The organism is Pseudomonas sp. Pseusp21 (assembly GCF_059492145.1).
In genome coordinates this window covers 4,995,675-5,020,698 of record NZ_CP168520.1, presented here as the reverse complement: position 1 = coordinate 5,020,698, position 25,024 = coordinate 4,995,675, and the positions used below count along the sequence as shown (strand labels likewise).

20 protein-coding genes are annotated in these 25,024 nt (G+C 59.5%); 3 read left to right on the top strand and 17 right to left on the bottom strand.

Going from position 1 to position 25,024, the window contains the following annotated elements; all coding sequences use genetic code 11:
- Positions 1-139: 139 nt before the first annotated feature.
- Both mutS and fdxA read left to right on the top strand, forming a co-directional pair.
- The gene (gene mutS / locus ACEN93_RS22685) at positions 140-2,722 is read left to right on the top strand and encodes a DNA mismatch repair protein MutS (protein ID WP_039771222.1); all 2,583 of its coding nucleotides are present in this window, start codon (positions 140-142) and stop codon (positions 2,720-2,722) included.
- Between the two features lie 163 nt (positions 2,723-2,885).
- Positions 2,886-3,209: a ferredoxin FdxA gene (gene fdxA, locus ACEN93_RS22680; RefSeq protein WP_007908827.1), complete on the top strand. Its 324-nt coding sequence runs from the start codon at positions 2,886-2,888 to the stop codon at positions 3,207-3,209.
- A 487-nt stretch (positions 3,210-3,696) separates the two neighbouring features.
- On the opposite strand, the gene ACEN93_RS22675 is transcribed toward fdxA, so the two are convergent.
- From ACEN93_RS22675 to ACEN93_RS22635, 9 genes are all read right to left on the bottom strand, one after another.
- A protein-coding gene (locus ACEN93_RS22675; protein ID WP_428997874.1) for an IS3 family transposase occupies positions 3,697-4,922 on the bottom strand; the annotation gives its coding sequence in 2 pieces (ribosomal slippage) (positions 3,697-4,571 and positions 4,571-4,922; 1,227 coding nt in all).
- 112 nt (positions 4,923-5,034) lie between these two features.
- Positions 5,035-6,042 (bottom strand): RNA polymerase sigma factor RpoS, encoded by a 1,008-nt coding sequence (rpoS, locus tag ACEN93_RS22670; protein ID WP_007954831.1) that lies wholly within the window; start codon positions 6,040-6,042, stop codon positions 5,035-5,037.
- A gap of 106 nt (positions 6,043-6,148) precedes the next feature.
- A complete protein-coding gene (locus tag ACEN93_RS22665) occupies positions 6,149-7,030 on the bottom strand; it encodes a peptidoglycan DD-metalloendopeptidase family protein (protein WP_039769692.1) in 882 nt (293 codons plus the stop codon).
- 211 nt (positions 7,031-7,241) lie between these two features.
- Positions 7,242-7,877, bottom strand: coding sequence for a protein-L-isoaspartate(D-aspartate) O-methyltransferase (locus ACEN93_RS22660; RefSeq protein ID WP_170844894.1), 636 nt, complete (start codon positions 7,875-7,877; stop codon positions 7,242-7,244).
- A 41-nt stretch (positions 7,878-7,918) separates the two neighbouring features.
- Positions 7,919-8,668 carry a 5'/3'-nucleotidase SurE gene (gene surE / locus ACEN93_RS22655; protein WP_495610521.1) on the bottom strand — a complete coding sequence of 250 codons (750 nt, stop codon included), beginning with the start codon at positions 8,666-8,668 and terminating at the stop codon, positions 7,919-7,921.
- Positions 8,656-9,714 carry a tRNA pseudouridine(13) synthase TruD gene (gene truD / locus ACEN93_RS22650; RefSeq protein ID WP_039769690.1) on the bottom strand — a complete coding sequence of 353 codons (1,059 nt, stop codon included), beginning with the start codon at positions 9,712-9,714 and terminating at the stop codon, positions 8,656-8,658. Before truD ends, surE begins: the two co-directional genes overlap by 13 nt.
- The gene (ispF, locus tag ACEN93_RS22645) at positions 9,711-10,184 is read right to left on the bottom strand and encodes a 2-C-methyl-D-erythritol 2,4-cyclodiphosphate synthase (RefSeq protein ID WP_007954821.1); all 474 of its coding nucleotides are present in this window, start codon (positions 10,182-10,184) and stop codon (positions 9,711-9,713) included. Before ispF ends, truD begins: the two co-directional genes overlap by 4 nt.
- A 299-nt stretch (positions 10,185-10,483) precedes the next feature.
- Positions 10,484-11,338 (bottom strand): S-formylglutathione hydrolase, encoded by an 855-nt coding sequence (fghA, locus tag ACEN93_RS22640; protein ID WP_414882255.1) that lies wholly within the window; start codon positions 11,336-11,338, stop codon positions 10,484-10,486.
- A gap of 55 nt (positions 11,339-11,393) precedes the next feature.
- Positions 11,394-12,506: an S-(hydroxymethyl)glutathione dehydrogenase/class III alcohol dehydrogenase gene (locus ACEN93_RS22635; protein WP_007954819.1), complete on the bottom strand. Its 1,113-nt coding sequence runs from the start codon at positions 12,504-12,506 to the stop codon at positions 11,394-11,396.
- A gap of 116 nt (positions 12,507-12,622) precedes the next feature.
- On the opposite strand from ACEN93_RS22635, the gene ACEN93_RS22630 reads away from it, so the two are divergent.
- Complete coding sequence (locus tag ACEN93_RS22630) at positions 12,623-13,519, top strand: LysR family transcriptional regulator (RefSeq protein ID WP_007954817.1); 897 nt, start codon at positions 12,623-12,625, stop codon at positions 13,517-13,519.
- On the opposite strand, the gene ispD is transcribed toward ACEN93_RS22630, so the two are convergent.
- From ispD to dnaE, 8 genes are all read right to left on the bottom strand, one after another.
- Positions 13,516-14,223 carry a 2-C-methyl-D-erythritol 4-phosphate cytidylyltransferase gene (gene ispD / locus ACEN93_RS22625; RefSeq protein WP_074691307.1) on the bottom strand — a complete coding sequence of 236 codons (708 nt, stop codon included), beginning with the start codon at positions 14,221-14,223 and terminating at the stop codon, positions 13,516-13,518. The genes ACEN93_RS22630 and ispD overlap by 4 nt on opposite strands.
- Entirely contained in the window at positions 14,220-14,498 is a 279-nt protein-coding gene (gene ftsB, locus ACEN93_RS22620; protein ID WP_003222158.1) for a cell division protein FtsB, read from the bottom strand. Before ftsB ends, ispD begins: the two co-directional genes overlap by 4 nt.
- A 171-nt stretch (positions 14,499-14,669) precedes the next feature.
- Positions 14,670-15,959, bottom strand: coding sequence for a phosphopyruvate hydratase (eno, locus tag ACEN93_RS22615; protein WP_007954808.1), 1,290 nt, complete (start codon positions 15,957-15,959; stop codon positions 14,670-14,672).
- Positions 15,960-16,115: 156 nt separating this feature from the next.
- Positions 16,116-16,961 carry a 3-deoxy-8-phosphooctulonate synthase gene (gene kdsA / locus ACEN93_RS22610; RefSeq protein ID WP_007954807.1) on the bottom strand — a complete coding sequence of 282 codons (846 nt, stop codon included), beginning with the start codon at positions 16,959-16,961 and terminating at the stop codon, positions 16,116-16,118.
- Positions 16,962-16,966: 5 nt separating this feature from the next.
- Entirely contained in the window at positions 16,967-18,598 is a 1,632-nt protein-coding gene (pyrG, locus tag ACEN93_RS22605; RefSeq protein ID WP_011332696.1) for a CTP synthase, read from the bottom strand.
- A gap of 274 nt (positions 18,599-18,872) precedes the next feature.
- A complete protein-coding gene (gene tilS, locus ACEN93_RS22600; protein WP_495610520.1) occupies positions 18,873-20,201 on the bottom strand; it encodes a tRNA lysidine(34) synthetase TilS in 1,329 nt (442 codons plus the stop codon).
- Positions 20,202-20,347: 146 nt separating this feature from the next.
- Positions 20,348-21,295, bottom strand: a complete 948-nt coding sequence (locus ACEN93_RS22595; RefSeq protein ID WP_011332694.1) for an acetyl-CoA carboxylase carboxyltransferase subunit alpha — start codon at positions 21,293-21,295, stop codon at positions 20,348-20,350.
- Between the two features lie 139 nt (positions 21,296-21,434).
- Positions 21,435-24,956 carry a DNA polymerase III subunit alpha gene (dnaE, locus tag ACEN93_RS22590; protein ID WP_085748115.1) on the bottom strand — a complete coding sequence of 1,174 codons (3,522 nt, stop codon included), beginning with the start codon at positions 24,954-24,956 and terminating at the stop codon, positions 21,435-21,437.
- Positions 24,957-25,024: the final 68 nt, after the last annotated feature.

Below are 25,024 nucleotides of genomic sequence, written 5' to 3'. Positions count from 1 at the left end.
TTTGCGCCATATAGCTGTCACCCGGCCGCGATGCCTGCGTCCGACAGACCGCCCATGGTAACCTTGCGCCCATCGCGGAAAAGCCCGGCCACTGCCGCGCTTTTGCCCCACACCTTTGAACGAGTTGCCTGACAATCCGATGAATAAAGCCGTCTCCGACCTGTCCTCCCACACTCCGATGATGCAGCAGTACTGGCGCCTGAAGAATCAGCACCCGGACCAGCTGATGTTCTACCGCATGGGCGACTTCTACGAGATCTTCTACGAAGACGCGAAGAAGGCGGCCAAGTTGCTGGACATCACCTTGACCGCGCGCGGGCAGTCGGCGGGTCAGGCGATTCCGATGTGCGGGATTCCGTATCACGCGGCGGAAGGTTATCTGGCGAAGCTGGTCAAGCTCGGCGAGTCGGTGGTGATCTGCGAGCAGGTCGGTGATCCGGCCACCAGCAAGGGGCCGGTGGAACGCCAAGTGGTGCGGATCATCACCCCCGGTACGGTCAGCGACGAGGCGTTGCTGGATGAGCGTCGCGATAACCTGATCGCGGCGGTGCTGGGCGATGAGCGCCTGTTCGGCCTGGCTGTGCTGGACATCACCAGCGGCAACTTCACCGTACTGGAGATCAAGGGCTGGGAAAACCTGCTGGCAGAGCTGGAGCGGGTCAATCCGGTTGAGCTGTTGATCCCGGATGACTGGCCAAAGGATTTGCCGGCCGAAAAACGCCGTGGGGTACGTCGCCGTGCACCGTGGGATTTCGAGCGCGACTCGGCGCTGAAAAGTCTCTGTCAGCAATTCTCCACCCAAGACCTCAAAGGCTTCGGCTGCGAAACCCTGACCCTGGCCATCGGCGCCGCCGGTTGCCTGCTGGCGTATGCCAAGGAAACCCAGCGCACCGCCCTGCCCCATCTGCGCAGCCTGCGTCATGAACGGCTGGACGACACCGTGGTGCTGGACGGCGCCAGCCGGCGTAACCTGGAACTCGACACCAACCTGGCGGGTGGCCGCGACAACACCCTGCAATCGGTGGTCGACCGTTGCCAGACCGCCATGGGCAGCCGTTTGCTGACTCGCTGGCTCAACCGTCCGCTGCGCGACCTGACCGTGTTGCTTGCTCGTCAGACCTCGATCACTTGCCTGCTCGACCGCTATCGCTTTGAAAACCTGCAGCCGCAGCTCAAGGAAATCGGCGACATCGAGCGGATTCTGGCGCGGATCGGCCTGCGCAATGCCCGCCCTCGCGACCTCGCCCGCCTGCGTGATGCACTCGGCGCGTTGCCTCAACTGCAAGTGGCAATGGCTGACCTGGAAGCGCCGCACCTGCAACGCCTGGCGGCCACCACCAGCACTTACCCGGAACTGGCGGCGCTGCTGGAAAAAGCCATCATCGACAACCCGCCGGCGGTAATCCGTGACGGCGGCGTGCTGAAAACCGGTTACGACAGCGAACTCGACGAGCTGCAATCGCTGAGCGAGAACGCCGGTCAGTTCCTGATCGATCTGGAAGCCCGGGAAAAGGCCCGCACAGGCCTCGCCAACCTGAAAGTCGGCTACAACCGTATCCACGGTTACTTCATCGAGTTGCCGAGCAAACAGGCTGAATCGGCGCCGGCAGATTACATCCGCCGCCAGACCCTCAAAGGTGCCGAGCGCTTTATCACCCCGGAGCTGAAAGAGTTTGAAGACAAGGCACTGTCGGCCAAGAGCCGTGCCCTGGCCCGCGAGAAGATGCTTTATGAAGCATTGCTGGAAGATCTGATCAGCCAGTTGCCCCCATTGCAGGACACCGCTTCGGCTCTCGCCGAACTGGACGTGCTGAGCAACCTCGCCGAACGTGCGCTGAACCTCGACCTGAATTGCCCGACGTTCGTCAGCGAACCGTGCATGCGCATCTCCCAGGGCCGTCACCCGGTGGTCGAGCAAGTGCTGACCACGCCGTTCGTGGCCAACGACCTGAGCCTGGACGACAACACCCGCATGTTGGTGATCACCGGCCCGAACATGGGCGGTAAATCCACCTATATGCGCCAGACTGCACTGATCGTGCTGCTGGCGCACATCGGCAGCTTCGTGCCGGCGGCCAGTTGCGAACTGTCGCTGGTGGACCGGATTTTCACCCGGATCGGTTCCAGCGACGACCTCGCCGGCGGGCGCTCGACCTTCATGGTGGAAATGAGCGAAACCGCGAACATCCTGCACAATGCCACCGAGCGCAGCCTGGTGCTGATGGACGAAGTCGGTCGCGGCACCAGCACCTTTGACGGTCTGTCCCTGGCGTGGGCGGCGGCGGAGCGTCTGGCGCAATTGCGGGCCTATACTCTGTTTGCGACGCACTATTTCGAACTGACCGTACTGCCGGAAGCCGAACCGCTGGTGGCCAACGTGCACCTCAACGCCACCGAGCACAACGAACGCATCGTGTTCCTGCACCACGTGTTGCCGGGGCCGGCAAGCCAGAGTTATGGCCTTGCGGTTGCGCAGCTGGCCGGTGTGCCAAGCGAAGTGATTGTGCGTGCTCGTGAGCACCTGAGCCGCCTGGAAGATACCGCGCTGCCGCATGAGGCGCCAAAACCGGCCGCCAAGGGCAAACCGGCGACACCGCAGCAGAGCGACATGTTTGCCAGCCTCCCGCATCCGGTGCTGGATGAATTGGCCAAACTGGATCTGGATGACGTCACACCGCGTCGTGCACTCGAAATGCTCTATGCACTAAAGAACCGGATCTAAGCACCGACGAACCGGATATAACGCAAACGGCTTCAAGCTGTTAGAATCTCGCGCGGTTTGGGATGCTGCTGGCTAATAGCCTGGCTGGCAGACATCGCTCCCGAACCTGGCGACCCCAACCGTGAAGGGGCAACGCTGCCGCCGCCTGAGGAGAAAATTAGAAATGACCTTCGTCGTCACCGACAACTGCATCAAGTGCAAGTACACCGACTGCGTAGAAGTCTGTCCGGTGGACTGCTTTTACGAAGGCCCGAACTTCCTGGTGATTCACCCGGACGAGTGCATCGACTGCGCCCTGTGCGAACCGGAATGCCCGGCCGTGGCCATTTTCTCCGAGGACGAAGTTCCGGAAGAAATGCAGGAATTCATTCAGCTGAACGTCGAGCTGGCCGAAATCTGGCCGAACATCACCGAGAAGAAAGAATCGCTGCCGGATGCCGAAGAGTGGGATGGCGTCAAAGGCAAGATCAAAGACCTCGAACGCTGATCTGTCCCGCGTTCGAATGAAAAGGCCCCTCGCGGGCCTTTTTGTTTTTGCGGGTTTGGCTTTTCTTCAGGCAAAAAAAGGGGCGGTTTGACCCGCCCACATTTTTTCCCTATTCCCTGTGTTCCTTTTCATCGTCCTGATGAATCGCGTCCTGCGATGTCCATTCCCCTCTTCCTTGAAGGGCGTGTCTATCCGTCGACACAACCCAGATACTAAAGAGTTCCCCGATACGGGCAACCGGTCGGATCCAGTAAAACCTCGTGTCATGAGCATTTAATAATTAAAAATATTCATATAAATCAAAATCTTATAAATGACTCAACAGACCAATGGATGTCTTCCGCAGTGTAAAAATAACGAACACTTACGAAAGAGTAAGCCAGGGCTTACACCGCGAGACTACAAAACCGGGAAATGACGACCGGTCGTCAGATCCCAGGCCGTACTCCAGAGCCGTGTCTAGTCCTGAAATAGGTTTACACCTGTTTCACCCTAACGCCCGATGCACCGCATCGGGCGTTTTGTATTTTAAGGACAGGTGCGGGCGCTCCTGGTTGTAGATCAAGATCGCCTCCCGCACCATTTGTTCTGCTTGCGCCAAGTCTGTCGGCCGGTGGAGCAAGAGCTCTGTCTTCAAGATGCCGTTGACCCGCTCTGCCAGGGCGTTTTGGTAGCAGTCGTAGCCATCAGTCATTGAGCACGTGATGCCATGCTTGGCATGGAGCTTTTGATAAAGCGCCGAGCAGTACTGCACACCTCGATCTGAGTGATGAACCAGTTTCTGGCATGTTCGACGCGTCTTCAAAGCCATGCGCAAGGCTTGAGCCACCGAGTCGGCATGTAAGCTGCTATGCACGTGATAGCCGACTATTTTTCTCGAGAAGGCATCCGTCACCAGACTCAAATAAACCGGATCGTCACGCTTGGTGGACAGATAAGTGATATCGGCCACCCAGACCTGTTCCGGACCGGTAGCGACAACTTGCGACGGGCCTGGTTTGAGCAGATTGGGATGGCAGCGGAAGTGATGATGACTGTCGGTCGTTTTGTGATAAGCCCGCTTCCTGCGGACCAGTTGGCGGTAATCACGCAAGACCGCCAATAACCGATCGCGGCCGACATGCAGCTCCTGTTTCTCACGCTCCGCGTGCATCAACGAGTGCAATTTGCGGGCGCCAATGCAGGGTTGGCGTACTCGGATTGTCTGCACAAACTGGATGAGTTTCTGATCTTGCTCGATACGAGCCCGATAGACGCGATTACGTTTGTAAAAGGCTTGGCGACTGATCCCCATAAACTGGCAAGCCCTGCTGACACTCAGGGTTTGGGTCTGCGCAACGACTTGCCGGGCCGCTTTTTTACGACAGAAACGCCGTAGTCGTTCTTCAGTACGTCCACCACGTCTTCAAAAAACTTGGCTTTCTGATTCGCCAGCGCCAACTGCTCCTCAAGCTCTTTGATTCTCTGCTCGGGAGTTAAGGGCAAAGTGGGCTCGTCCATCGGTCGGTTCCTTTGGGAACGAATGGAGGCGCCTTGGCTCCAGTCTTGCCGACCATGCTTGCGTAACCAAACCAACACCGTCGACCGACCCTGAATTCCGTAGCGCCGTTGAGCCTCTTTATAACTCAACTCGCCTTTTTCGACTTGGTCGACAACCGACAATTTAAAAGTCAGCGTGTAATCGCGTTGACTGCGTTTTGCGCCCGAATCCATTGCACCCTCCTGATAAGAAGCCAGAAGGTGTAAACCTTATTCAGGACGAGACACCGGGCAACAAAAAGCCCCGAACGGGTCGGGGCTTTTTATTGGTTGGCATGCAGAACGCTTACTGGAACAGCGACTCGCTCGACAGACCGTTTTTCTCGAGGATTTCCCGAAGGCGCTTGAGGCCCTCCACCTGGATCTGTCTCACCCGTTCCCGGGTCAGGCCGATCTCCAGACCTACATCTTCCAGCGTGCTGCTCTCGTGACCGCGCAGGCCGAAGCGACGTACCACCACTTCGCGTTGCTTGTCAGTCAGCTCCGAGAGCCACTGATCGATGCTCTGCGACAGGTCGTCATCCTGCAGCAGTTCGCACGGATCGGTCGGACGGTCATCCGTCAGAGTGTCCAGCAGGGTTTTATCCGAATCCGGACCCAGCGAGACGTCGACCGAAGAAACCCGCTCGTTCAGGCCCAGCATGCGCTTGACCTCGCCCACCGGTTTTTCCAGCAGGTTGGCGATTTCTTCGGGTGAAGGTTCGTGGTCGAGCTTTTGCGTCAGCTCCCGTGCAGCCCGCAGGTACACGTTGAGTTCCTTGACCACATGAATCGGCAACCGGATGGTCCGGGTCTGGTTCATGATCGCGCGTTCGATGGTCTGACGGATCCACCAGGTCGCGTAGGTCGAGAAGCGGAAGCCGCGCTCGGGATCGAACTTTTCCACCGCGCGGATCAGTCCGAGGTTGCCCTCTTCGATCAGATCCAGCAGCGACAGCCCCCGATTGACGTAACGCCGGGCGATTTTGACCACCAGCCGCAGGTTACTTTCGATCATGCGCTTGCGCCCGGCAGGATCGCCACTTTGCGACAAGCGCGCAAAATGAACTTCTTCTTCCGGGGAGAGCAGAGGGGAAAAGCCGATTTCGTTGAGGTACAGCTGCGTGGCATCGAGTGCCCGAGTGTAATCGATGTACTTATGTTGTTTAAGTGAAGCGGAGTGTTTGGATTTGGCACGAACGGAAGGTGGAGCAGCCCCTTCATCATTCGACATCGAATCCGAATCGATGCCGGTCTCCATCAGGAGAACCTCATCGTCGATGTCAAACTCCGGCACTTCTTTACTGAGAGCCATTGTTATAGTCCTTTGGTGAGTTCGACCCCAAGCTCAAGCGACGCCTTTATCCTTGGCAACGCTGGAGCCTGTCCCCTCTACGTGACGGAACAGGCTGGTCTGCAAATCAACGTCTTGGCAGGAACTGCAGCGGATCTACAGGTTTACCTTGTCGGCGAATCTCAAAATGCAGTTTCACCCGGTCTGTACCCGTTGACCCCATTTCGGCAATTGTCTGTCCGACCTTGACCTGCTGCCCCTCCCGTACCAACAGCCGACGGTTGTGTCCGTAAGCACTGACGTAGGTTTCGCTGTGTTTGATGATGACCAATTCGCCGTAGCCCCTTAAGCCACTCCCGGCGTATACCACCGTCCCATCAGACGCAGCTAAAACAGGCTGTCCCAAATCTCCGGCGATATCAATTCCTTTATTCAAACTACCGTTTGAAGAGAATTTTCCAATGAGAATGCCATTAGATGGCCATCCCCAGCCGGTCGGGGCCGGGCCCGCTGGAGGCAGTGGAGCGGGTGTTGGCTTGTTGGCGACGGACGGTACAACCGTCGTCGAAGCCGCACCGGAACCCGTGGTTGTGGTGGTGGTCGTGCCATTTGCCTGGCGCCGGATAACCGTGGTTTTGCTGGACGAAGACGCTGAGGAACCGGAGTTGCTGACGACCGCAGTCGACGTTGAACCGGTACGTCCGTCGAAGCGAATCGTCTGACCCGGATGTATCGTGTATGGCGTAGGAATATTGTTCCGGGCGGCGAGGGCTTTGTAGTCCCAGCCGTAGCGAAAAGCGATGGAAAACAGGGTATCGCCCGGACGGACTACATACTGCCCGGTCGTCACGACCGGACGCTGGGCCACCGTATTGTTGCGATCGACGACCCGAACGTTGCTCGATTTTGTGCTGGAGCAACCGACCAGCAAGGTGCTCAAGACAAGGCCAGTCACCAGGCGCTGAAAGCTCGTGTTACCCATACGCTGCGCAATGACTGTGAGACTCACCCGCCGCTCCCTTTGTGGTGGCTGAAAAATGTGGAATACCGATTCCGGCATGAAACTTCGCAAGTATAACGGGCGCAACCGGCTTTAACTTTATAGAAGCGCTATCGCTCGGCGCACACGTTTGCTTGTAGACGATCCGTCCTGTTTAAACACTCGCTGCCGCTGTAAGACAGGCACGCGCGAAAGGAATTCAGCGGCTTCGAACAAATGCTCAGGCCAGCGGGCCATTAAGCAATGGCACGAAACGCACCGCCCCCAGAACGTGTCGGGAGAAGCCGTTTTCTTCACGCACGATCAGCATCAATTGCTGCACTTCGCCCGAACCGACCGGGATCACCATCCGCCCGCCCGGTGCCAGTTGATCAAGCAAAGCCTGAGGCACATCGGTGGCAACCGCCGTGACGATAATGCCGTTGTACGGCGCCAGCGCCGGCCAGCCCTCCCAGCCATCGCCCCAGCGAAACACCACGTTGCGCAGATTGAGTTCGACCAGACGCTCCTTGGCCCGATCCTGCAGCACCTTGATGCGCTCCACCGAGAACACCCGCTCGACCAGTTGCGACAGCACCGCCGTCTGGTAACCGGATCCGGTGCCGATCTCCAGCACCTTGTCCAGCGGTCCGGCTTCCAGCAGCAGCTCGCTCATGCGCGCCACCATGTAAGGCTGGGAAATGGTCTGGTTGTTGCCGATCGGCAGCGCGGTGTCTTCATAGGCCCGGTGCGCCAGCGCTTCATCGACGAACAGGTGCCGCGGGGTGCGACGGATCACTTCCAGCACGCTGGCGTTGGAAACACCCTCTTCATACAGACGCTGGATCAGGCGTTCACGGGTTCGCTGGGAGGTCATCCCGATGCCGCTGCGCAACCTGTCGTCTTGTTCACGAGCCATTAATTGAGCCCCTCCAGCCAGCCGTCGAGACTTCTGAAGGCATCATTGAAGGTGCGATCGAGCTGCAACGGAGTGATGGATACGTAACCCTGCATCACCGCGTGGAAATCGGTGCCCGGCCCGCCGTCTTCCGCATCACCTGCAGCAGCGATCCAGTAACCGGCCTTGCCGCGCGGATCCACGACCTTCATCGGTGCCGCCGCACGGGCGCGATGGCCGAGACGGGTCAATTGAATGCCGCGAATGTGATCGATCGGCAGATTGGGAATGTTCACGTTCAGCACCGTGCGCGGTGGCAGGTCGAGCCCGGAATGGGCTTCGACCAGTTTGCGCGCAAAGTAGGCGGCCGTGGGCAAGTTGTCGACCTGCCGCGAAGCCAGCGAGAAGGCAAACGACGGGCGATCGAGAAAGCGGCCCTCGAGGGCGGCTGCCACCGTCCCGGAATACAGCACGTCATCACCCAGGTTGGCGCCCAGGTTGATCCCCGAAACCACCATGTCCGGCTCGCGTTCAAGCAAACCGTTGAGGCCCAGATGAACGCAGTCGGTCGGCGTGCCATTGAGGCTGATAAAGCCGTTGGCCAGGTATTGCGGGTGCAATGGACGGTCGAGTGTCAGCGAACTGCTGGCACCACTCTTGTCCTGTTCCGGGGCGATAACCACGCACTCGGTGTAATCCGCCAGCGCAGCATAAAGCGCGGCAAGACCGGGCGCAGTCACCCCATCGTCGTTAGAAATCAGAATACGCATGGGCTGTCCGTCTGCCCCACCGGCACCAGATCAACGAGTTCGCGCACCAATACGGTGGCGAAGCATCCGGCCGGGAGGACGAATTCCAGTTGCAGAATGTCAGGCTCGGGATAATGCCACGTCAACCCGCCAATGGGCAGCCGCAGGATGCGACGTTCGTGGCTCATACCGGCATTAATCAACCAATCGCGCAGATCCGCCTCGCGTGCGGCAATCCCCTGCTCCAGATCATGGACAACCCCGGCCGCCGGCGAGTCACCTTCGCCCCACTGCGGACCGGTCGGGTGCAGGTCGAGAATCGCCAGACGCGGATCACTGCATTCGGCTTCCCCGGCCGGGAAAAAGCTGCGGCTATCGGTGAACGCCAGCAGATCGCCGACCTGGGCACGCTGCCAGGTGCCATCGGCGACCCGTGCTGCGAGCACCTGATTGAACAGAAAACTGCGCGCGGTCGACAGCAGTCGCGAACGCACATTGCGCTGCTCCGGCAGCGCCTTGCGCGCAGCCCACGAACGGGCATCGACCACGTTGCCACCGTCATGGCCAAAACGCTGGGCGCCGAAGTAATTCGGAATACCTTGTTTGGCGATCAGTTGCAGACGCTCGTCGATGGCAGCCTTGTCGCCTTTGAACTGGGTCAGGCGCAACGTGAAACCGTTGGCCGAATGCGCGCCACGTTGCAGCTTGCGCTTGTGGCGGGTGGTCTTGAGGATTTTCAGCGTGTCGTTTTCCGCCGCCGACAGATCCGGATCGGCCTTGCCCGGCAATTGCACGCTGAACCACTGGCGGGTCAGCGCCTGACGGTCTTTCAGACCGGCATAACTAACTGTGCGCAGCGGCACGCCGGCAGCCTTGGCTATACGGCGCGCTGCCTCTTCGGTGTTCAGGCCGCGTTTTTCCACCCAGATCCACAAATGCTCTCCGTCTCCGCTGAACGGAATGTCGAGCACTTCATCGACCTGAAAATCTTCGGCGATAGCTTTCAGTACCGCGGTGCCGAGGGCGTCACCATAGGCCCGCGGGCCGAGCAGTTGCAGTTCGTTCATGCGCGCAGCAACAAGGCAACGGAATGCACGGCGATGCCTTCTTCGCGACCGACGAAGCCGAGCTTCTCGGTGGTGGTGGCTTTCACGTTCACTTGATCCAGCTCTACTTGCAGATCCGCGGCAATCAGCGCGCGCATCGATTCGATATGGGGGGCCATTTTCGGGGCCTGGGCAACGATGGTGTTGTCGACATTGCCGACCTTCCAGCCCTTGGCGTGGATCAGACTGACCACATGACGCAGCAGCACACGGCTGTCAGCGCCCTTGAATTGCGGGTCGGTGTCCGGGAAATGCTTGCCGATATCACCCAGCGCAGCCGCGCCGAGCAAGGCATCGCTCAAGGCGTGCAGCAGGACGTCACCGTCGGAGTGAGCGAGCAGCCCGAAGCCGTGTGCGATTCGCACGCCGCCCAGAGTAATGAAATCGCCTTCAGCGAAACGGTGCACATCATAGCCGTGGCCAATACGCATAAAAAAACGCCCCGAATTTTGTCAGGGCGTGATTCTACCTGCATTAACCCGGGGGGTGTTCTCAATTAGTTTCCCCTCCGCGTTGTCGCCTTAAAGCGTGCCAGGCAAGGCGCAGGCCGCTGGGAATGGTTGTTCCCTTCCCAAGGCATGCAACGCAGCATGGCACGCTTTAAGGCACAACCCGAAGGGCCGGGCCTGCTGTTTTGCAGGGCTGCGTTGCTCGAAGCTTATTTGGAACAACCAAACCACGCTTCTCGCGCCTTGCCCTGCAAAACAGCAGACCCGGCGCGGAGTGGAAACTAACTGAGAACCCCCCCCAGAGCGCGTGCGTGATGCTGCAAGTGGTCGTCAATGAAGCTGGCGATGAAGAAATAGCTGTGGTCGTAGCCTGGTTGCAGGCGCAACGTCAACGGATGACCCGCTTGTTTTGCGGCTTGTTGCAGGGCTTCCGGTTTGAGTTGGGTGGCGAGGAAATCGTCACGGTCACCCTGATCGACCAGCAATGGCAGTTTCTCGTCCGCTTCGGCGATCAGTGCGCAGGCATCCCACTCGCGCCATTTCGAACGGTCGTCGCCCAGATAGCGGGAGAACGCTTTCTGGCCCCACGGACAATCCATTGGATTGTTGATCGGCGAAAACGCCGACACCGACTGATAACGCCCCGGATTGCGCAACGCACAGACCAGCGCACCGTGACCGCCCATGGAGTGGCCGCTGATGCTGCGCTTGTCCGAGGCCGGGAAATGCGCTTCAACCAGTGAAGGCAATTCCTGCACGACGTAGTCATGCATCCGATAGTGCCGCGACCACGGTTCCTGCGTGGCATTCAGATAAAACCCGGCACCGAGGCCGAAATCCCAAGCGCCATCGGGATCACCCGGAACGTCGGGGCCACGGGGGCTGGTGTCCGGCGCCACGATGATCAGGCCGAGCTCTGCCGCCATGCGCATCGCACCGGCCTTCTGCATGAAGTTCTCGTCCGTGCAGGTCAGGCCCGACAGCCAGTACAGCACCGGCAGCTTGCCGCCCTGCTCTGCCTGCGGCGGCAGGTACACGGCGAACACCATGTCGCAGCCCAGCACTTCGGAACGATGGCGATAGCGCTTGTGCCAACCGCCGAAACTTTTCTGACAGGAGATGTTTTCCAGACTCATGTAGGACTCCTACGCAACCACGGCCGCGCGGTGGCGGCCATGGCATCGGGATTGATCAGAAATGAATGACGGTACGGATGCTCTTGCCTTCATGCATCAGATCGAAGGCCTTGTTGATGTCTTCCAGGCCCATGGTGTGGGTGATAAAGGTATCCAGCGGGATTTCGCCGCTTTGCGCCATGTCGACATAGCTTGGCAGCTCGGTACGACCACGCACGCCACCGAACGCCGAACCGCGCCAGACGCGACCGGTCACCAGTTGGAATGGACGGGTGGCGATTTCCTGGCCGGCGCCGGCAACACCGATGATCACCGACTCGCCCCAGCCCTTGTGGCAGCACTCGAGGGCTGCGCGCATCAGCTGCACGTTGCCGATGCATTCGAAGGAGAAGTCGACGCCGCCATCGGTCATGTCGACGATCACTTCCTGGATCGGACGATCGAAATCTTTCGGGTTCACGCAGTCGGTGGCACCCAGTTGCTTGGCGATTTCGAACTTGGCCGGATTGATGTCGATGGCAATGATGCGCGAAGCCTTGGCTTTCACCGCACCAATCACGGCCGACAGACCGATGCCGCCGAGACCGAAGATGGCCACGGTGTCACCCGGCTTGACCTTGGCGGTGTTGATCACCGCACCGATACCGGTAGTCACGCCGCAACCGAGCAGGCAGACCTTTTCCAGCGGCGCATCCTTGGAGATCTTGGCCACGGAGATTTCCGGCAGCACGGTGTACTCGGAGAATGTCGAGGTCCCCATGTAGTGGAAAATCGTTTGGCCCTTGTAGGAAAAACGCGAAGTGCCGTCCGGCATCAGGCCCTTGCCCTGGGTGGCCCGAATGGCCTGACACAGGTTGGTCTTGCCCGACTTGCAGAATTTGCACTGGCCGCATTCCGGGGTGTACAGCGGAATGACGTGGTCGCCGACGGCCACGGAGGTCACGCCTTCGCCGATTGCTTCAACGATTGCACCACCTTCGTGGCCGAGGATCGACGGGAAAATACCTTCCGGGTCTGCACCGGACAGTGTGTAGGCGTCAGTGTGGCACACCCCGGAAGCCACCACGCGCAGCAACACTTCACCGGCCTTGGGCATGGCGACATCGACTTCTACGATTTCCAGCGGCTTCTTGGCCTCGAAGGCAACGGCGGCGCGCGACTTGATCATGCTGACTCTCCAGTGAATCCATTGAATAAAAAACCAGACGGTGAGTGTAGCCCAGCGCTGTTTGATGAATAATCCGGACAAAAGCAAAACATTATTGCCATATAGGGATAATCCCCATGTCCGAAAACCGCTGGGAAGGCATCGACGAGTTCGTCGCTGTTGCCGAATGCAGCCAGTTCACCGCGGCTGCCGAACGCCTCGGCGTTTCTTCCTCGCACATCAGTCGACAAATCGTACGACTGGAAGAGCGTTTGCAGACGCGACTGCTGTATCGCAGTACCCGACGCGTCACGCTGACCGAGGCCGGCCAGACCTTTCTGCAACATTGCCAGCGCTTGCAGGACGGTCGCGAAGAAGCGTTGCGTGCGGTCGGCGACCTGACCAGCGAACCCAAAGGCATGCTGCGCATGACCTGCGCCGTGGCCTATGGCGAGCGCTTCATCGTGCCGCTGGTGACGCGGTTCATGGGGCACTACCCGCAACTGCGCATCGACATTGAACTGACCAACCGCCAACTCGATCTGGTGCACGAAGGCCTGGACCTGGCGATCCGTCTTGGTCGGCTTCAGGATTCACGGCTCGTAGCGACTCGCCTGGCACCGCGGCGCATGTATCTGTGTGCGTCGCCGTCCTACCTGGAACGATACGGGCGCCCACACAGCTTGTCGGAACTGGGTCGGCACAATTGCCTGATCGGCAGCTCGGACATCTGGCAGCTTGAACAAAACGGGCGGGAATTTTCCCAGCGAGTACAAGGAAACTGGCGCTGCAACAGTGGGCAAGCGGTGCTGGATGCCGCACTGCAAGGCGTCGGGCTGTGTCAGTTGCCGGACTATTACGTGCTGGAGCACCTGCACAGCGGTGCGTTGATTTCTTTGCTGGAGGCGCATCAACCGCCGAATACGGCGGTGTGGGCGCTGTATCCGCAGCAGCGGCACTTGTCGCCGAAGGTGCGCAAACTGGTGGATTTTCTCAAGGAAGGTTTGGCCGAACGGCCGGAGTACCGGATTTAACGACGATTGGCCCAGCGCTGGCGCAACCATTCGAGGTCTTCGGGGCGGGTGACTTTTAGATTGTCCGCGCGGCCTTCGATCAGGCGCGGCGCCATGCCGGACCACTCCATTGCCGAGGCTTCATCGGTGATCACAGCATCAGCCACCAGACTGTCCGCCAGTGCGCGGTGCAAGGCACCGAGGCGGAACATCTGCGGCGTGTAGGCCTGCCAGATCACGCTGCGATCCACGGTTTCCACCACACGACCGTGTTTGTCGACCCGCTTCAGAGTGTCCTTCGCCGGTACGGCCAACAGGCCACCGACCGGATCGTTCGCCAGCTCAGCGAGCAATTTGTCGAGATCGTCACGGCTCAGATTGGGCCGCGCCGCATCGTGCACCAGCACCCAGTCCTCGTCGTCCGCGCCTTGGGCGTGCAGATGAAGCAAGGCGTTGAGCACCGAGCCGGAACGCTCGGCACCACCGTCAACCCGTTGAATTCGCGGATCGCTGGCGCTGGCCAGGTTCGGCCAATAAGGATCATCGACAGCAAGACTGACCACCAGGCCCTTGAGGCTCGGGTGATCGAGGAAACAGCCGAGGCTGTGTTCGAGAATTGTGCGCCCGCCCAGTTGCAGGTATTGCTTGGGACGGTCCGCGGCCATTCGGGCACCGACGCCCGCGGCAGGAATCACGGCCCAGAAGGCCGGCAGGGAATCGATCATTGGGCCAACTGGTAAAGGGTTTCGCCGTCCTTGACCATGCCCAGTTCGTGACGAGCCCGCTCTTCAACGGTCTCCATGCCCTTCTTCAACTCGCTGACTTCAGCGTCCATCACCCGGTTGCGCTCCAACAAGGCTTCGTTCTCGGCGTGTTGATCAGCAATCTGCTGATTCAGTTCGGCGACTTGCGCCAGACTGCCATTGCCCACCCACAGGCGGTACTGCAGACCGGCCAGCAGCAAGAGCAAAACGAGAAACAACCAGTAAGGACTGCGCATCGAATATCAGGTATCCAGTGAAAAAAGACAGCCACGCCAAAACTTTGAAGCATCTGATAGCACGAAGCCTGGAATATCCAGGCTTGTGCATATAAGGCATCAGATTAGTGGCAAATCCATCGCTGTCACGACTTTTCCGACACAATCCGGTGTCTTTTTACCATTTACAACTTAGCCGCGGAACTCGGAGCGACCGTTGTACTTGGCCTTGCCATTCAACTGCTCTTCGATACGCAGCAGTTGGTTGTACTTGGAAACACGGTCGGAACGGCACAGCGAACCGGTCTTGATCTGGCCAGCCGAAGTACCCACGGCCAGGTCGGCAATGGTCGAATCTTCGGTTTCGCCGGAGCGGTGCGAGATCACAGCGGTGTAACCGGCTGCCTTGGCCATCTGGATGGCTTCCAGGGTTTCGGTCAGGGTGCCGATCTGGTTGAACTTGATCAGGATCGAGTTGGCGATCTTTTTATCGATGCCTTCTTTCAGGATCTTGGTGTTGGTCACGAACAGGTCGTCACCGACCAGTTGGGTCTTCTCGCCGATCTTGTCGGTGAGGATCTTCCAGCCAGCCCAGTCGGACTCGTCCAGACCGTCTTCGATCGAGATGATCGGGTAACGCTCGGTCAGACCTTTGAGGTAGTCGGCGAAACCTTCAGCGGTGAACACCTGGCCTTCGCCGGACAGGTTGTACTTGCCGTCTTCGAAGAATTCGCTGGCTGCGCAGTCCAGAGCCAGGGTCACGTCGGTGCCCAGCTTGTAACCGGCGTTGGCGACTGCTTCGGAGATCACTTTCAGTGCGTCTTCGTTGGAAGCCAGGTTCGGCGCGAAACCGCCTTCGTCACCGACGGCAGTGCTCAGGCCACGGGCCTTCAGCACGGCTTTGAGGTGATGGAAAATCTCGGTGCCCATGCGCAGACCTTCCGAGAAGGACTTGGCGCCAACCGGCTGAACCATGAATTCCTGGATGTCGACGTTGTTGTCGGCGTGTTCGCCACCGTTGATGATGTTCATCATCGGAACCGGCATCGAGTACACACCCGGGGTGCCGTTCAGGTTGGCGATGTGTGCGTACAGCGGCAGGTCCTGATCCTGTGCAGCCGCCTTGGCCGCAGCCAGGGATACGGCGAGGATGGCGTTGGCGCCCAGGGTCGCTTTGTTTTCGGTACCGTCGAGCTTGATCATCGCGTGATCCAGCGCTTTCTGGTCGCTTGGGTCGGTGCCCAGCAGCAGATCGCGAATCGGACCATTGATGTTGGCTACCGCCTTGAGCACGCCCTTGCCCAGGTAACGGCTCTTGTCGCCATCACGCAGCTCGAGCGCTTCACGCGAGCCAGTGGATGCACCGGACGGCGCGCAGGCGCTGCCGATGATGCCGTTGTCGAGAAGCACGTCCGCTTCCACGGTGGGATTGCCACGGGAGTCGAGAACTTCACGACCTTTGATGTCGACGATTTTTGCCATTGTTGTAAACACTCCAAAGTTGACGAAAACGACGCAGCTAGAGGAAATCTTTTTACCGTCGGCAAGTGGTGTGCAGCGGGCAGCTTGCAGACGACAACGCTCATACCCGAGGGCATGAGCGACAAATCGTGCGGTACTTTACCGGAGAATTGAGGTTTACGCGGTTTCTACCGTCGGAAAACTCTTCACCAGTTCGTCCAGGGCTTTGAGCTGGGCCAGGAATGGCTCCAGTTTGTCCAGACGCAAGGCGCAAGGGCCGTCGCATTTGGCGTTGTCCGGATCCGGGTGCGCTTCGAGGAACAGGCCCGCCAGCGACTGGCTCATGCCAGCCTTGGCCAGGTCTGTGACCTGGGCGCGGCGACCGCCGGCGGAATCGGAACGACCGCCAGGCATTTGCAGCGAATGGGTCACGTCGAAGAATACCGGGTACTCGAACTGCTTCATGATGCCGAAGCCGAGCATGTCGACCACGAGGTTGTTGTAGCCGAAGCTCGAACCACGTTCGCAGAGGATCAACTGATCGTTACCCGCTTCCACACACTTGTTCAGGATGTGTTTCATTTCCTGAGGCGCGAGGAACTGGGCTTTCTTGATGTTGATCACTGCGTTGGTCTTGGCCATCGCGACGACCAGATCGGTCTGGCGCGACAGGAAGGCCGGCAGCTGGATGATGTCGCAGACCTCGGCGACGACCGCAGCCTGGTCAGGCTCGTGGACGTCGGTGATGATCGGCACGCCGAAGGCTTGTTTGATGTCCTGGAAGATGCGCATGCCCTCTTCCAGGCCAGGACCGCGATAGGAGGTCACGGATGAACGGTTGGCCTTGTCGAAGCTGGCCTTGAACACGTAAGGGATACCGAGTTTTTCGGTGACCTTCACGTACTCTTCGCAAACCTGCATGGCCATGTCACGGCTTTCCAGCACGTTCATGCCGCCGAACAGCACCATGGGTTTATCGTTGGCAATCTCGATGTCGCCGACGCGGATGATCTTCTGTGCCATCAGGGTTACGCCTTCTTCTGGTGTTGAGCCAATGCCGCTTTGACGAAGCCGCTGAACAGCGGATGGCCATCGCGTGGCGTCGAGGTGAACTCAGGGTGGAACTGGCAAGCGACGAACCATGGATGATCCGGTGCTTCGACCACCTCAACCAGCGCTGCATCGGAAGAACGACCGGAAATTTTCAGGCCGGCCTCGATGATTTGCGGCAGCAGGTTGTTGTTCACTTCGTAACGGTGACGGTGACGCTCGACAATCACATCCTTGCCGTAGCAGTCGTGCACCTTGGAGCCGGCTTCGAGCAGGCATTCCTGAGCGCCGAGACGCATGGTGCCACCCAGATCGGACGCTTCGGTACGCACTTCAACGGCACCGGTAGCGTCTTCCCACTCGGTGATCAGACCGACAACCGGGTGGCCGCTGGCACGATCGAACTCGGTGGAGTTGGCGTCTTTCCAGCCCAGCACGTTACGGGCGAACTCGATGACCGCCACTTGCATGCCCAGGCAGATACCCAGGTAAGGAACCTTGTTTTCGCGAGCGTATTGAACGGCGGTGATTTTGCCTTCCACGCCACGCAGACCGAAGCCGCCCGGTACGAGGATCGCGTCGACGCCTTCCAGCAGCGCGGTGCCCTGGTTCTCGATGTCTTCGGAATCGATGTAGCGCAGGTTGACCTTGGTGCGGTTGGTGATGCCGGCGTGACTCATCGCTTCGATCAGCGACTTGTAGGCGTCCAGCAGTTCCATGTACTTGCCGACCATCGCGATGGTGACTTCGTGCTCTGGATTCAGTTTGGCATCGACGACCTTTTCCCACTCGGACAGGTCGGCGCCATTGCATTGCAGGCCGAAACGCTCGACAACGAAATCGTCCAGACCCTGGGCGTGCAGCACGGCCGGGATCTTGTAGATGGTGTCGACGTCTTCCAGGGAGATCACCGCACGTTCTTCAACGTTGGTGAACAGCGCGATCTTGCGACGCGACGACACATCCACCGGATGGTCGGAGCGGCAGATCAGCACGTCTGGCTGCAGGCCGATCGAACGCAGTTCCTTCACGGAGTGCTGGGTCGGCTTGGTCTTGGTCTCGCCAGCGGTGGCGATGTACGGAACCAGGGTCAGGTGCATCAGCATCGCGCGCTTGGAGCCGACTTCGACACGCAGCTGGCGGATGGCTTCGAGGAACGGTTGCGATTCGATGTCACCAACGGTACCGCCGATTTCCACCAGCGCCACGTCGGCATCGCCAGCGCCCTTGATGATGCGACGCTTGATTTCGTCGGTGATGTGCGGAATCACCTGGATGGTTGCACCCAGGTAGTCACCACGGCGCTCTTTGCGCAGCACGTGCTCGTAGACACGGCCAGTGGTGAAGTTGTTGTTCTGGGTCATGGTCGTGCGGATGAACCGCTCGTAGTGGCCCAGGTCCAGGTCGGTCTCGGCGCCGTCGTGGGTGACGAACACTTCACCGTGCTGGAACGGGCTCATGGTGCCCGGGTCGACGTTGATGTACGGATCCAGCTTCAGCATGGTGACCTTAAGCCCCCGCGCCTCCAGGATGGCCGCCAATGAAGCCGATGCAATGCCTTTCCCCAAAGAAGAAACAACACCGCCCGTGACGAATATGTAGCGCGTCATGAAAAACCCTAGAAGTCTGCGTTAAAGCGGTCCGAGCCGCCGGGGAAAGCGAAGGAAGGCCGAAGCCCCCGATCACCTGCATTAATCACAGTGCACCTTTCAAAAAAACCGCCGCGTTGGGACAGACCGGAAGTGAAAACACCGGTACGTTGCTCGCTACACATTTTTTGGAATCGCCCAGCAAAGACTGCTTGGTAATCGGCAACTTCTGCAATTCAGGCGAATCCACAGAAGTTGTATCAAGAAGGGAGCGTAGTCTACCGGAATGCCCCCTTCATCTCAAACCTTGATCTTCGTCAGAAGGCTGCCAATGCAATCGCCAGCCTTCCAGCACATGGCCGTCGAGCCCCGGCAGGTTCGCCACGGCGAGCAATTCTTCACCGCGAAACAGCAGCGGCAATCTGCCACGCACGAAGCCCGGCACCGCGCGCTCATTGAGCAGGCGCTTGAGATCACGATGACCGCGATCCGCCAGATGCATCACCTCGCCGCCCTGCCGATAACGGATGTGCAGCGGCCCGGCGGGAGTCTGACCGCTGAACATGACACGTCCGTTATCGGGCAAGCGTAGCGCCAGCGACGGCTCGTGCCAGTCGCCGCTGACCACCGGTGTACGCAACCATTGTCCGCTGAGCCACCACAGGCGACCGGCGCTTCGGTGCAGCTCGCCATCCGCCAGACGCCAGATCGGCGAGGCATCGTTACCGGCGTCACGCACATCGACCCAACCCGACCAATGGTCGGTATCCGGCAGTCGGGTCAAAGGTTCAAGCCAGTGGCTGAGTGCATTTCGCTGACGGGCATCGGACAACCCTGCGATAGCCGAAAACTCCAGTGATGGCAATCCCGACCACTCGAACTCAGCGGGCAATTTCGCAGTAGCCAGATCGATTTGCGCCAGCTCATCGAGCAAACCTTGCGCCTCACGCAGATGCGCCGCGCTGCGGGCCATGTTTGCATGTGCCTGAGGCCAGCGACCGCTCAGCAACGGCAGAACCTGATGCCGTAGATAGTTGCGCGAAAACTGTCGATCCTGATTCGAAGGGTCCTCGACCCAGCGCAGGCCGTGGTCCTGCGCATAGGCTTCCAGCTCGGCACGCGTAACGTCGAGCAACGGCCGAACCAGACTGCCCTGCCCCAGCGCTCGCGTGGCCGGCATTCCGGACAACCCACGCACGCCGGCGCCACGCAGCAGACGGAACAACAGCGTTTCAGCCTGATCGTCGCGATGCTGCCCGGTCAGCAACACATCATTGGCCTGAGTCGCCGCACTGAACGCCGCATAGCGCGCATCCCGTGCCGCGCGCTCTACACTCGCCCCCGGCTGCACCTGCACACGCACCACTTGCAACGACACCGCCAGTTCATCGCAAACAGCCTGACAATGCGCAGGCCATGCGTCGGCCGCAGCCTGAAGGCCGTGATGAACATGAATGGCGCTTAGCGCCGGAAGGGATTCGGTTTTGGCGAGATTGGCCAGGAGGTGCAGCAGAACGGTGGAGTCAAGGCCGCCGGAGAAGGCGATGCGCCAATGGGAAGCACCGAGCCAGGGCTTGAGATTGCGCAGAAGCCTGGAAGGCAAATCAATCGAGGGCTGACCCATTTTTCTACCTTTTCACAAACCAAATGTGGGAGCGGGCTTGCTCGCGAAAGCGGTGAAACAGCCAACACAATTGTTGAATGTTACATCGCATTCGCGGGCAAGCCCGCTCCCACAGTGTTTTGCATCGCTGGTTGGAACGGCTCGACTTAGAGACCGTAGCTCATCAGACGATCATAACGACGCTTGAGCAGCGCTTCGTTGTCGAACTTCTTCAGCATCGCCAGTTGCGAGCTCAGCTCGGCGCGGATCGAGGCAGCGGCAGCGGCCGGATCACGGTGGGCGCCGCCCAGAGGCTCGCTGATCACCTTGTCGACGATGCCCAGGCCTTTCAGACGCTCGGCGGTGATGCCCATCGCTTCAGCAGCATCCGGCGCCTTCTCTGCGGTTTTCCATAGAATCGAAGCGCAGCCTTCCGGCGAGATCACCGCGTAGGTCGAGTACTGCAGCATGTTCAACTGGTCGCACACGCCGATCGCCAGTGCACCGCCGGAACCACCTTCACCAATCACGGTGGCGATGATCGGGGTTTTCAGGCGGGCCATGACGCGCAGGTTCCAGGCAATCGCTTCGCTCTGGTTGCGCTCTTCAGCATCGATACCAGGGTACGCGCCCGGGGTGTCGATAAAGGTCAGGATCGGCATCTTGAAACGCTCGGCCATTTCCATCAGGCGGCAGGCCTTGCGGTAGCCTTCCGGACGCGGCATGCCGAAGTTGCGGCGTACCTTTTCACGCACTTCACGGCCCTTCTGGTGACCGATCACCATCACTGGCTGGTCTTCCAGACGTGCCACGCCGCCCACAATGGCCGCGTCGTCGGAGAAGTGACGATCACCGTGCAGTTCGTCGAACTCGGTGAAGATGTGCTCGATGTAGTCCAGGGTGTAAGGACGTTTCGGGTGACGCGCCAGACGTGCGATCTGCCAGCTGGTCAGCTTGCCGAAGATGTCTTCGGTGAGCGTCTTGCTCTTGTCCTGCAGGCGGGAGATCTCATCGCCGATATTCAGCGAATTGTCATTACCGACCAAGCGCAACTCTTCGATCTTGGCTTGCAGGTCGGCGATCGGCTGTTCGAAATCTAGAAAATTCGGGTTCATAGGCGTCCGTCTTGGGTCGTGTCCCAAATGAGCTTGGGCCGGCCGGTTGTCTATTCGCGCCCTACCTTAAGGGAGAGGCGCGCTGAGGTCGAGATTAAAAATTCAGGTTGTGGGCAGGCGCTTTGATGGCACCTCCCGGTCAACGGTATTGGAGGAAGACGTTGTCTCGCCCGAACTGGTCACGCAGGGCTTGAATCAAGGCATCCGCCGGGTCAATCCGCCAGGTCTCGCCAAACTGCAGCAAGGTCTTCGCATCGGGACTGGTGTATTCCATGGTGATCGGGCACGCACCGCGATGACGCTTGAGCAAATCACCCAACCAGCGTAGCTGATCGCCTTTCAGGTCCTGGGTCTGCAACTTCAGGCGCAGGCTCTCGGCGAGGTTGGTGCGCGCATCTTCCATGCTCATCACCCGCTTGACCCGCAGGCGCAGGCCGCCGGAGAAGTCATCGTTGCTGACCTCGCCTTCAACCACCACCATTGCGTCGGTCTGCAGCAGCGACTGCGCGGAGTGGAACGCATCGGCGAACAGCGACGCCTCGATCCGCCCGGATCGGTCGTCGAGGGTGATGAAGCCCATCTTGTCGCCCTTTTTGTTCTTCATCACCCGCAGGGCGATGATCATCCCCGCCACGGTCTGGGTGTCCCGTGCCGGTTTCAGGTCGATGATGCGCTGGCGGGCGAAACGGCGGATTTCGCCTTCGTATTCGTCGATCGGGTGGCCGGTCAGGTACAGGCCCAAGGTGTCTTTTTCACCTTTGAGCCGCTCTTTGAGCGTCAGCTCTTTCGCCTTGCGGTGAATCGCGTAAACGTCCGCGTCCTCCTCAACGAACAGCCCGCCGAACAGGTCGGCGTGGCCGCTGTCACGGGTGCGCGCGGTCTGCTCGGCCGACTTGATCGCCTCTTCCATCGCCGCCAGCAGCACGGCGCGGTTGCGGTCGATGTTGGCCTGATAGGCCTTCTGCTCGTCATGGAAGTACGGACCGAGGCGATCCAGCGCGCCGCTGCGGATCAGACCGTCCAGCGTGCGCTTGTTGATGCGCTTGAGGTCGACCCGGGCGCAGAAGTCGAACAGATCCTTGAACGGGCCGGCCTGACGGGCCTCGGTGATCGCTTCCACCGGACCTTCACCGACACCTTTGATCGCGCCCAGGCCGTATACGATGCGGCCTTCGTCGTTCACCGTGAACTTGAACTCCGAAGTGTTCACGTCCGGCGCGTCGAGGCGCAGCTTCATCGTGCGCACTTCCTCGATCAAGGTCACGACCTTGTCGGTGTTGTGCATGTCCGCCGACAGTACCGCGGCCATGAACGGCGCCGGGTAGTGGGCTTTCAGCCAGGCGGTCTGGTACGACACCAGGCCGTAGGCGGCGGAGTGGGATTTGTTGAAGCCGTAGCCGGCGAATTTTTCCACCAGGTCGAAAATGTTACCGGCCAGATCCGCGTCGATATTGTTCGACGCACAACCCTCAATGAAACCGCCGCGCTGCTTGGCCATTTCCTCGGGTTTCTTCTTGCCCATCGCCCGACGCAGCATGTCCGCACCACCGAGGGTGTAACCGGCCATGACCTGGGCGATCTGCATCACCTGTTCCTGATACAGGATGATGCCGTACGTCGGCGCCAGTACCGGTTGCAAACCTTCGTACTGGTAATCCGGGTGCGGATACGCAAGTTCAGCGCGACCGTGTTTACGGTTGATGAAGTCATCCACCATGCCCGACTGCAGCGGGCCCGGACGGAACAGGGCCACCAGTGCGATCAGGTCTTCGAGGCAGTCGGGCTTGAGCTTTTTGATCAGCTCTTTCATGCCGCGGGATTCGAGCTGGAACACCGCGGTGGTTTCAGCTTTTTGCAGCAGCTGATAAGTCGGCTTGTCATCCAGCGGGATGAACGCGATGTCCAGCGGCGGTTCGTTGACCTTGGCGCGGTCACGGTTGATGGTCTTCAGCGCCCAGTCGATGATCGTCAGGGTCCGCAGGCCGAGGAAGTCGAACTTCACCAGACCGGCCGCCTCGACGTCGTCCTTGTCGAACTGGGTCACCAGACCGTCGCCGGCCTCGTCGCAATAGATCGGCGAGAAGTCGGTCAGCTTGGTCGGCGCGATTACCACACCACCGGCGTGTTTACCGACGTTCCGCACCACGCCTTCGAGCTTGCGCGCCATCTCCCAGATTTCCGCCGCTTCTTCATCGACCTTGATGAAGTCACGCAGGATTTCTTCCTGCTCGTAGGCTTTTTCCAGGGTCATGCCGACTTCGAACGGAATCATCTTCGACAGGCGATCGGCCAGGCCGAACGACTTGCCCTGGGCCCGCGCCACGTCACGAACCACAGCCTTCGCAGCCATGGAACCGAAGGTGATGATCTGGCTTACGGCATTGCGGCCGTACTTTTCGGCCACGTAATCGATCACCCGGTCGCGACCATCCATGCAGAAGTCGACGTCGAAGTCGGGCATCGATACCCGTTCCGGGTTGAGGAAACGTTCGAACAGCAGGTCATATTCCAGCGGGTCGAGGTCGGTGATCTTCTGCACATAGGCCACCAGCGATCCGGCACCCGACCCCCGGCCCGGGCCCACCGGCACACCGTTGTTCTTGGCCCACTGGATAAAGTCCATCACGATCAGGAAGTAACCGGGGAACCCCATCTGGATGATGATATCCAGTTCGAAATTCAGCCGGTCAACGTAGACCTGACGCTTGGCCTCGTAGTCCTCGGTGGTGTCCTTGGGCAGCAGCACGCTGAGGCGCTCTTCCAGGCCATCGAAAGAAACCTTGCGGAAATACTCGTCGATGGTCATGCCATCGGGAATCGGGTAATCCGGCAGGAAGTGCTTGCCCAGCTTCACATCAATGTTGCAACGCTTGGCGATCTCGACGGTGTTCTCGATCGCATCCGGCAGGTCGCTGAACAGCTCGGCCATTTCCTCGGCGCTTTTCAGATACTGCTGGTCGCTGTAGTTCTTCGAACGCCGCGGATCGTCGAGGGCCCGGCCCTCACCGATGCAGACGCGGGTTTCGTGAGCGGCGAAGTCTTCCTGCTTGATGAAGCGCACGTCGTTGGTGGCTACCAGCGGCGCACCAAGCTTGTCGGCCAGGGCCACGGCACCGTGCAACTGTTCTTCGTCGTTCGGACGATTGGTACGCTGAATTTCCAGATAGAAGCGATCCGGGAACACTGCCATCCATTCGCGGGCAAGCGCCTCGGCTTCGGCGGGGTTGCCGCCGATCATGGCCATGCCGATCTCGCCTTCTTTCGCAGCGGACAGCATGATCAGGCCTTCGTTGGCCTCGGCGACCCACTCGCGCTCGATGATGACCATGCCGTTGCGCTGACCGTCGATGAAGCCACGGGAAATCAATTCGGTCAGGTTGCGATAGCCCTGGGCATTCATGACCAACAGGCTGATCCGGCTCAGCGGACCATCCGGGTCCTTGTTCGACAGCCACAGGTCGGCGCCGCAGATCGGCTTGATCCCGGCACCCATGGTGTTTTTATAGAATTTGACCAGCGAACACATGTTGTTCTGGTCGGTCACCGCAACGGCCGGCATGCCCATGCCGGTCAGGGCCTTGACCAGCGGCTTGATCCGCACGAGCCCATCGACCAGGGAGTATTCAGTGTGCAGGCGTAGATGAACGAATGAAGCCGGCATAGTGATCCTGTCCAGTTACATAGAGACAACAAGGCCCGGATTGTACCGGGCCCCGAACAAAACATCAG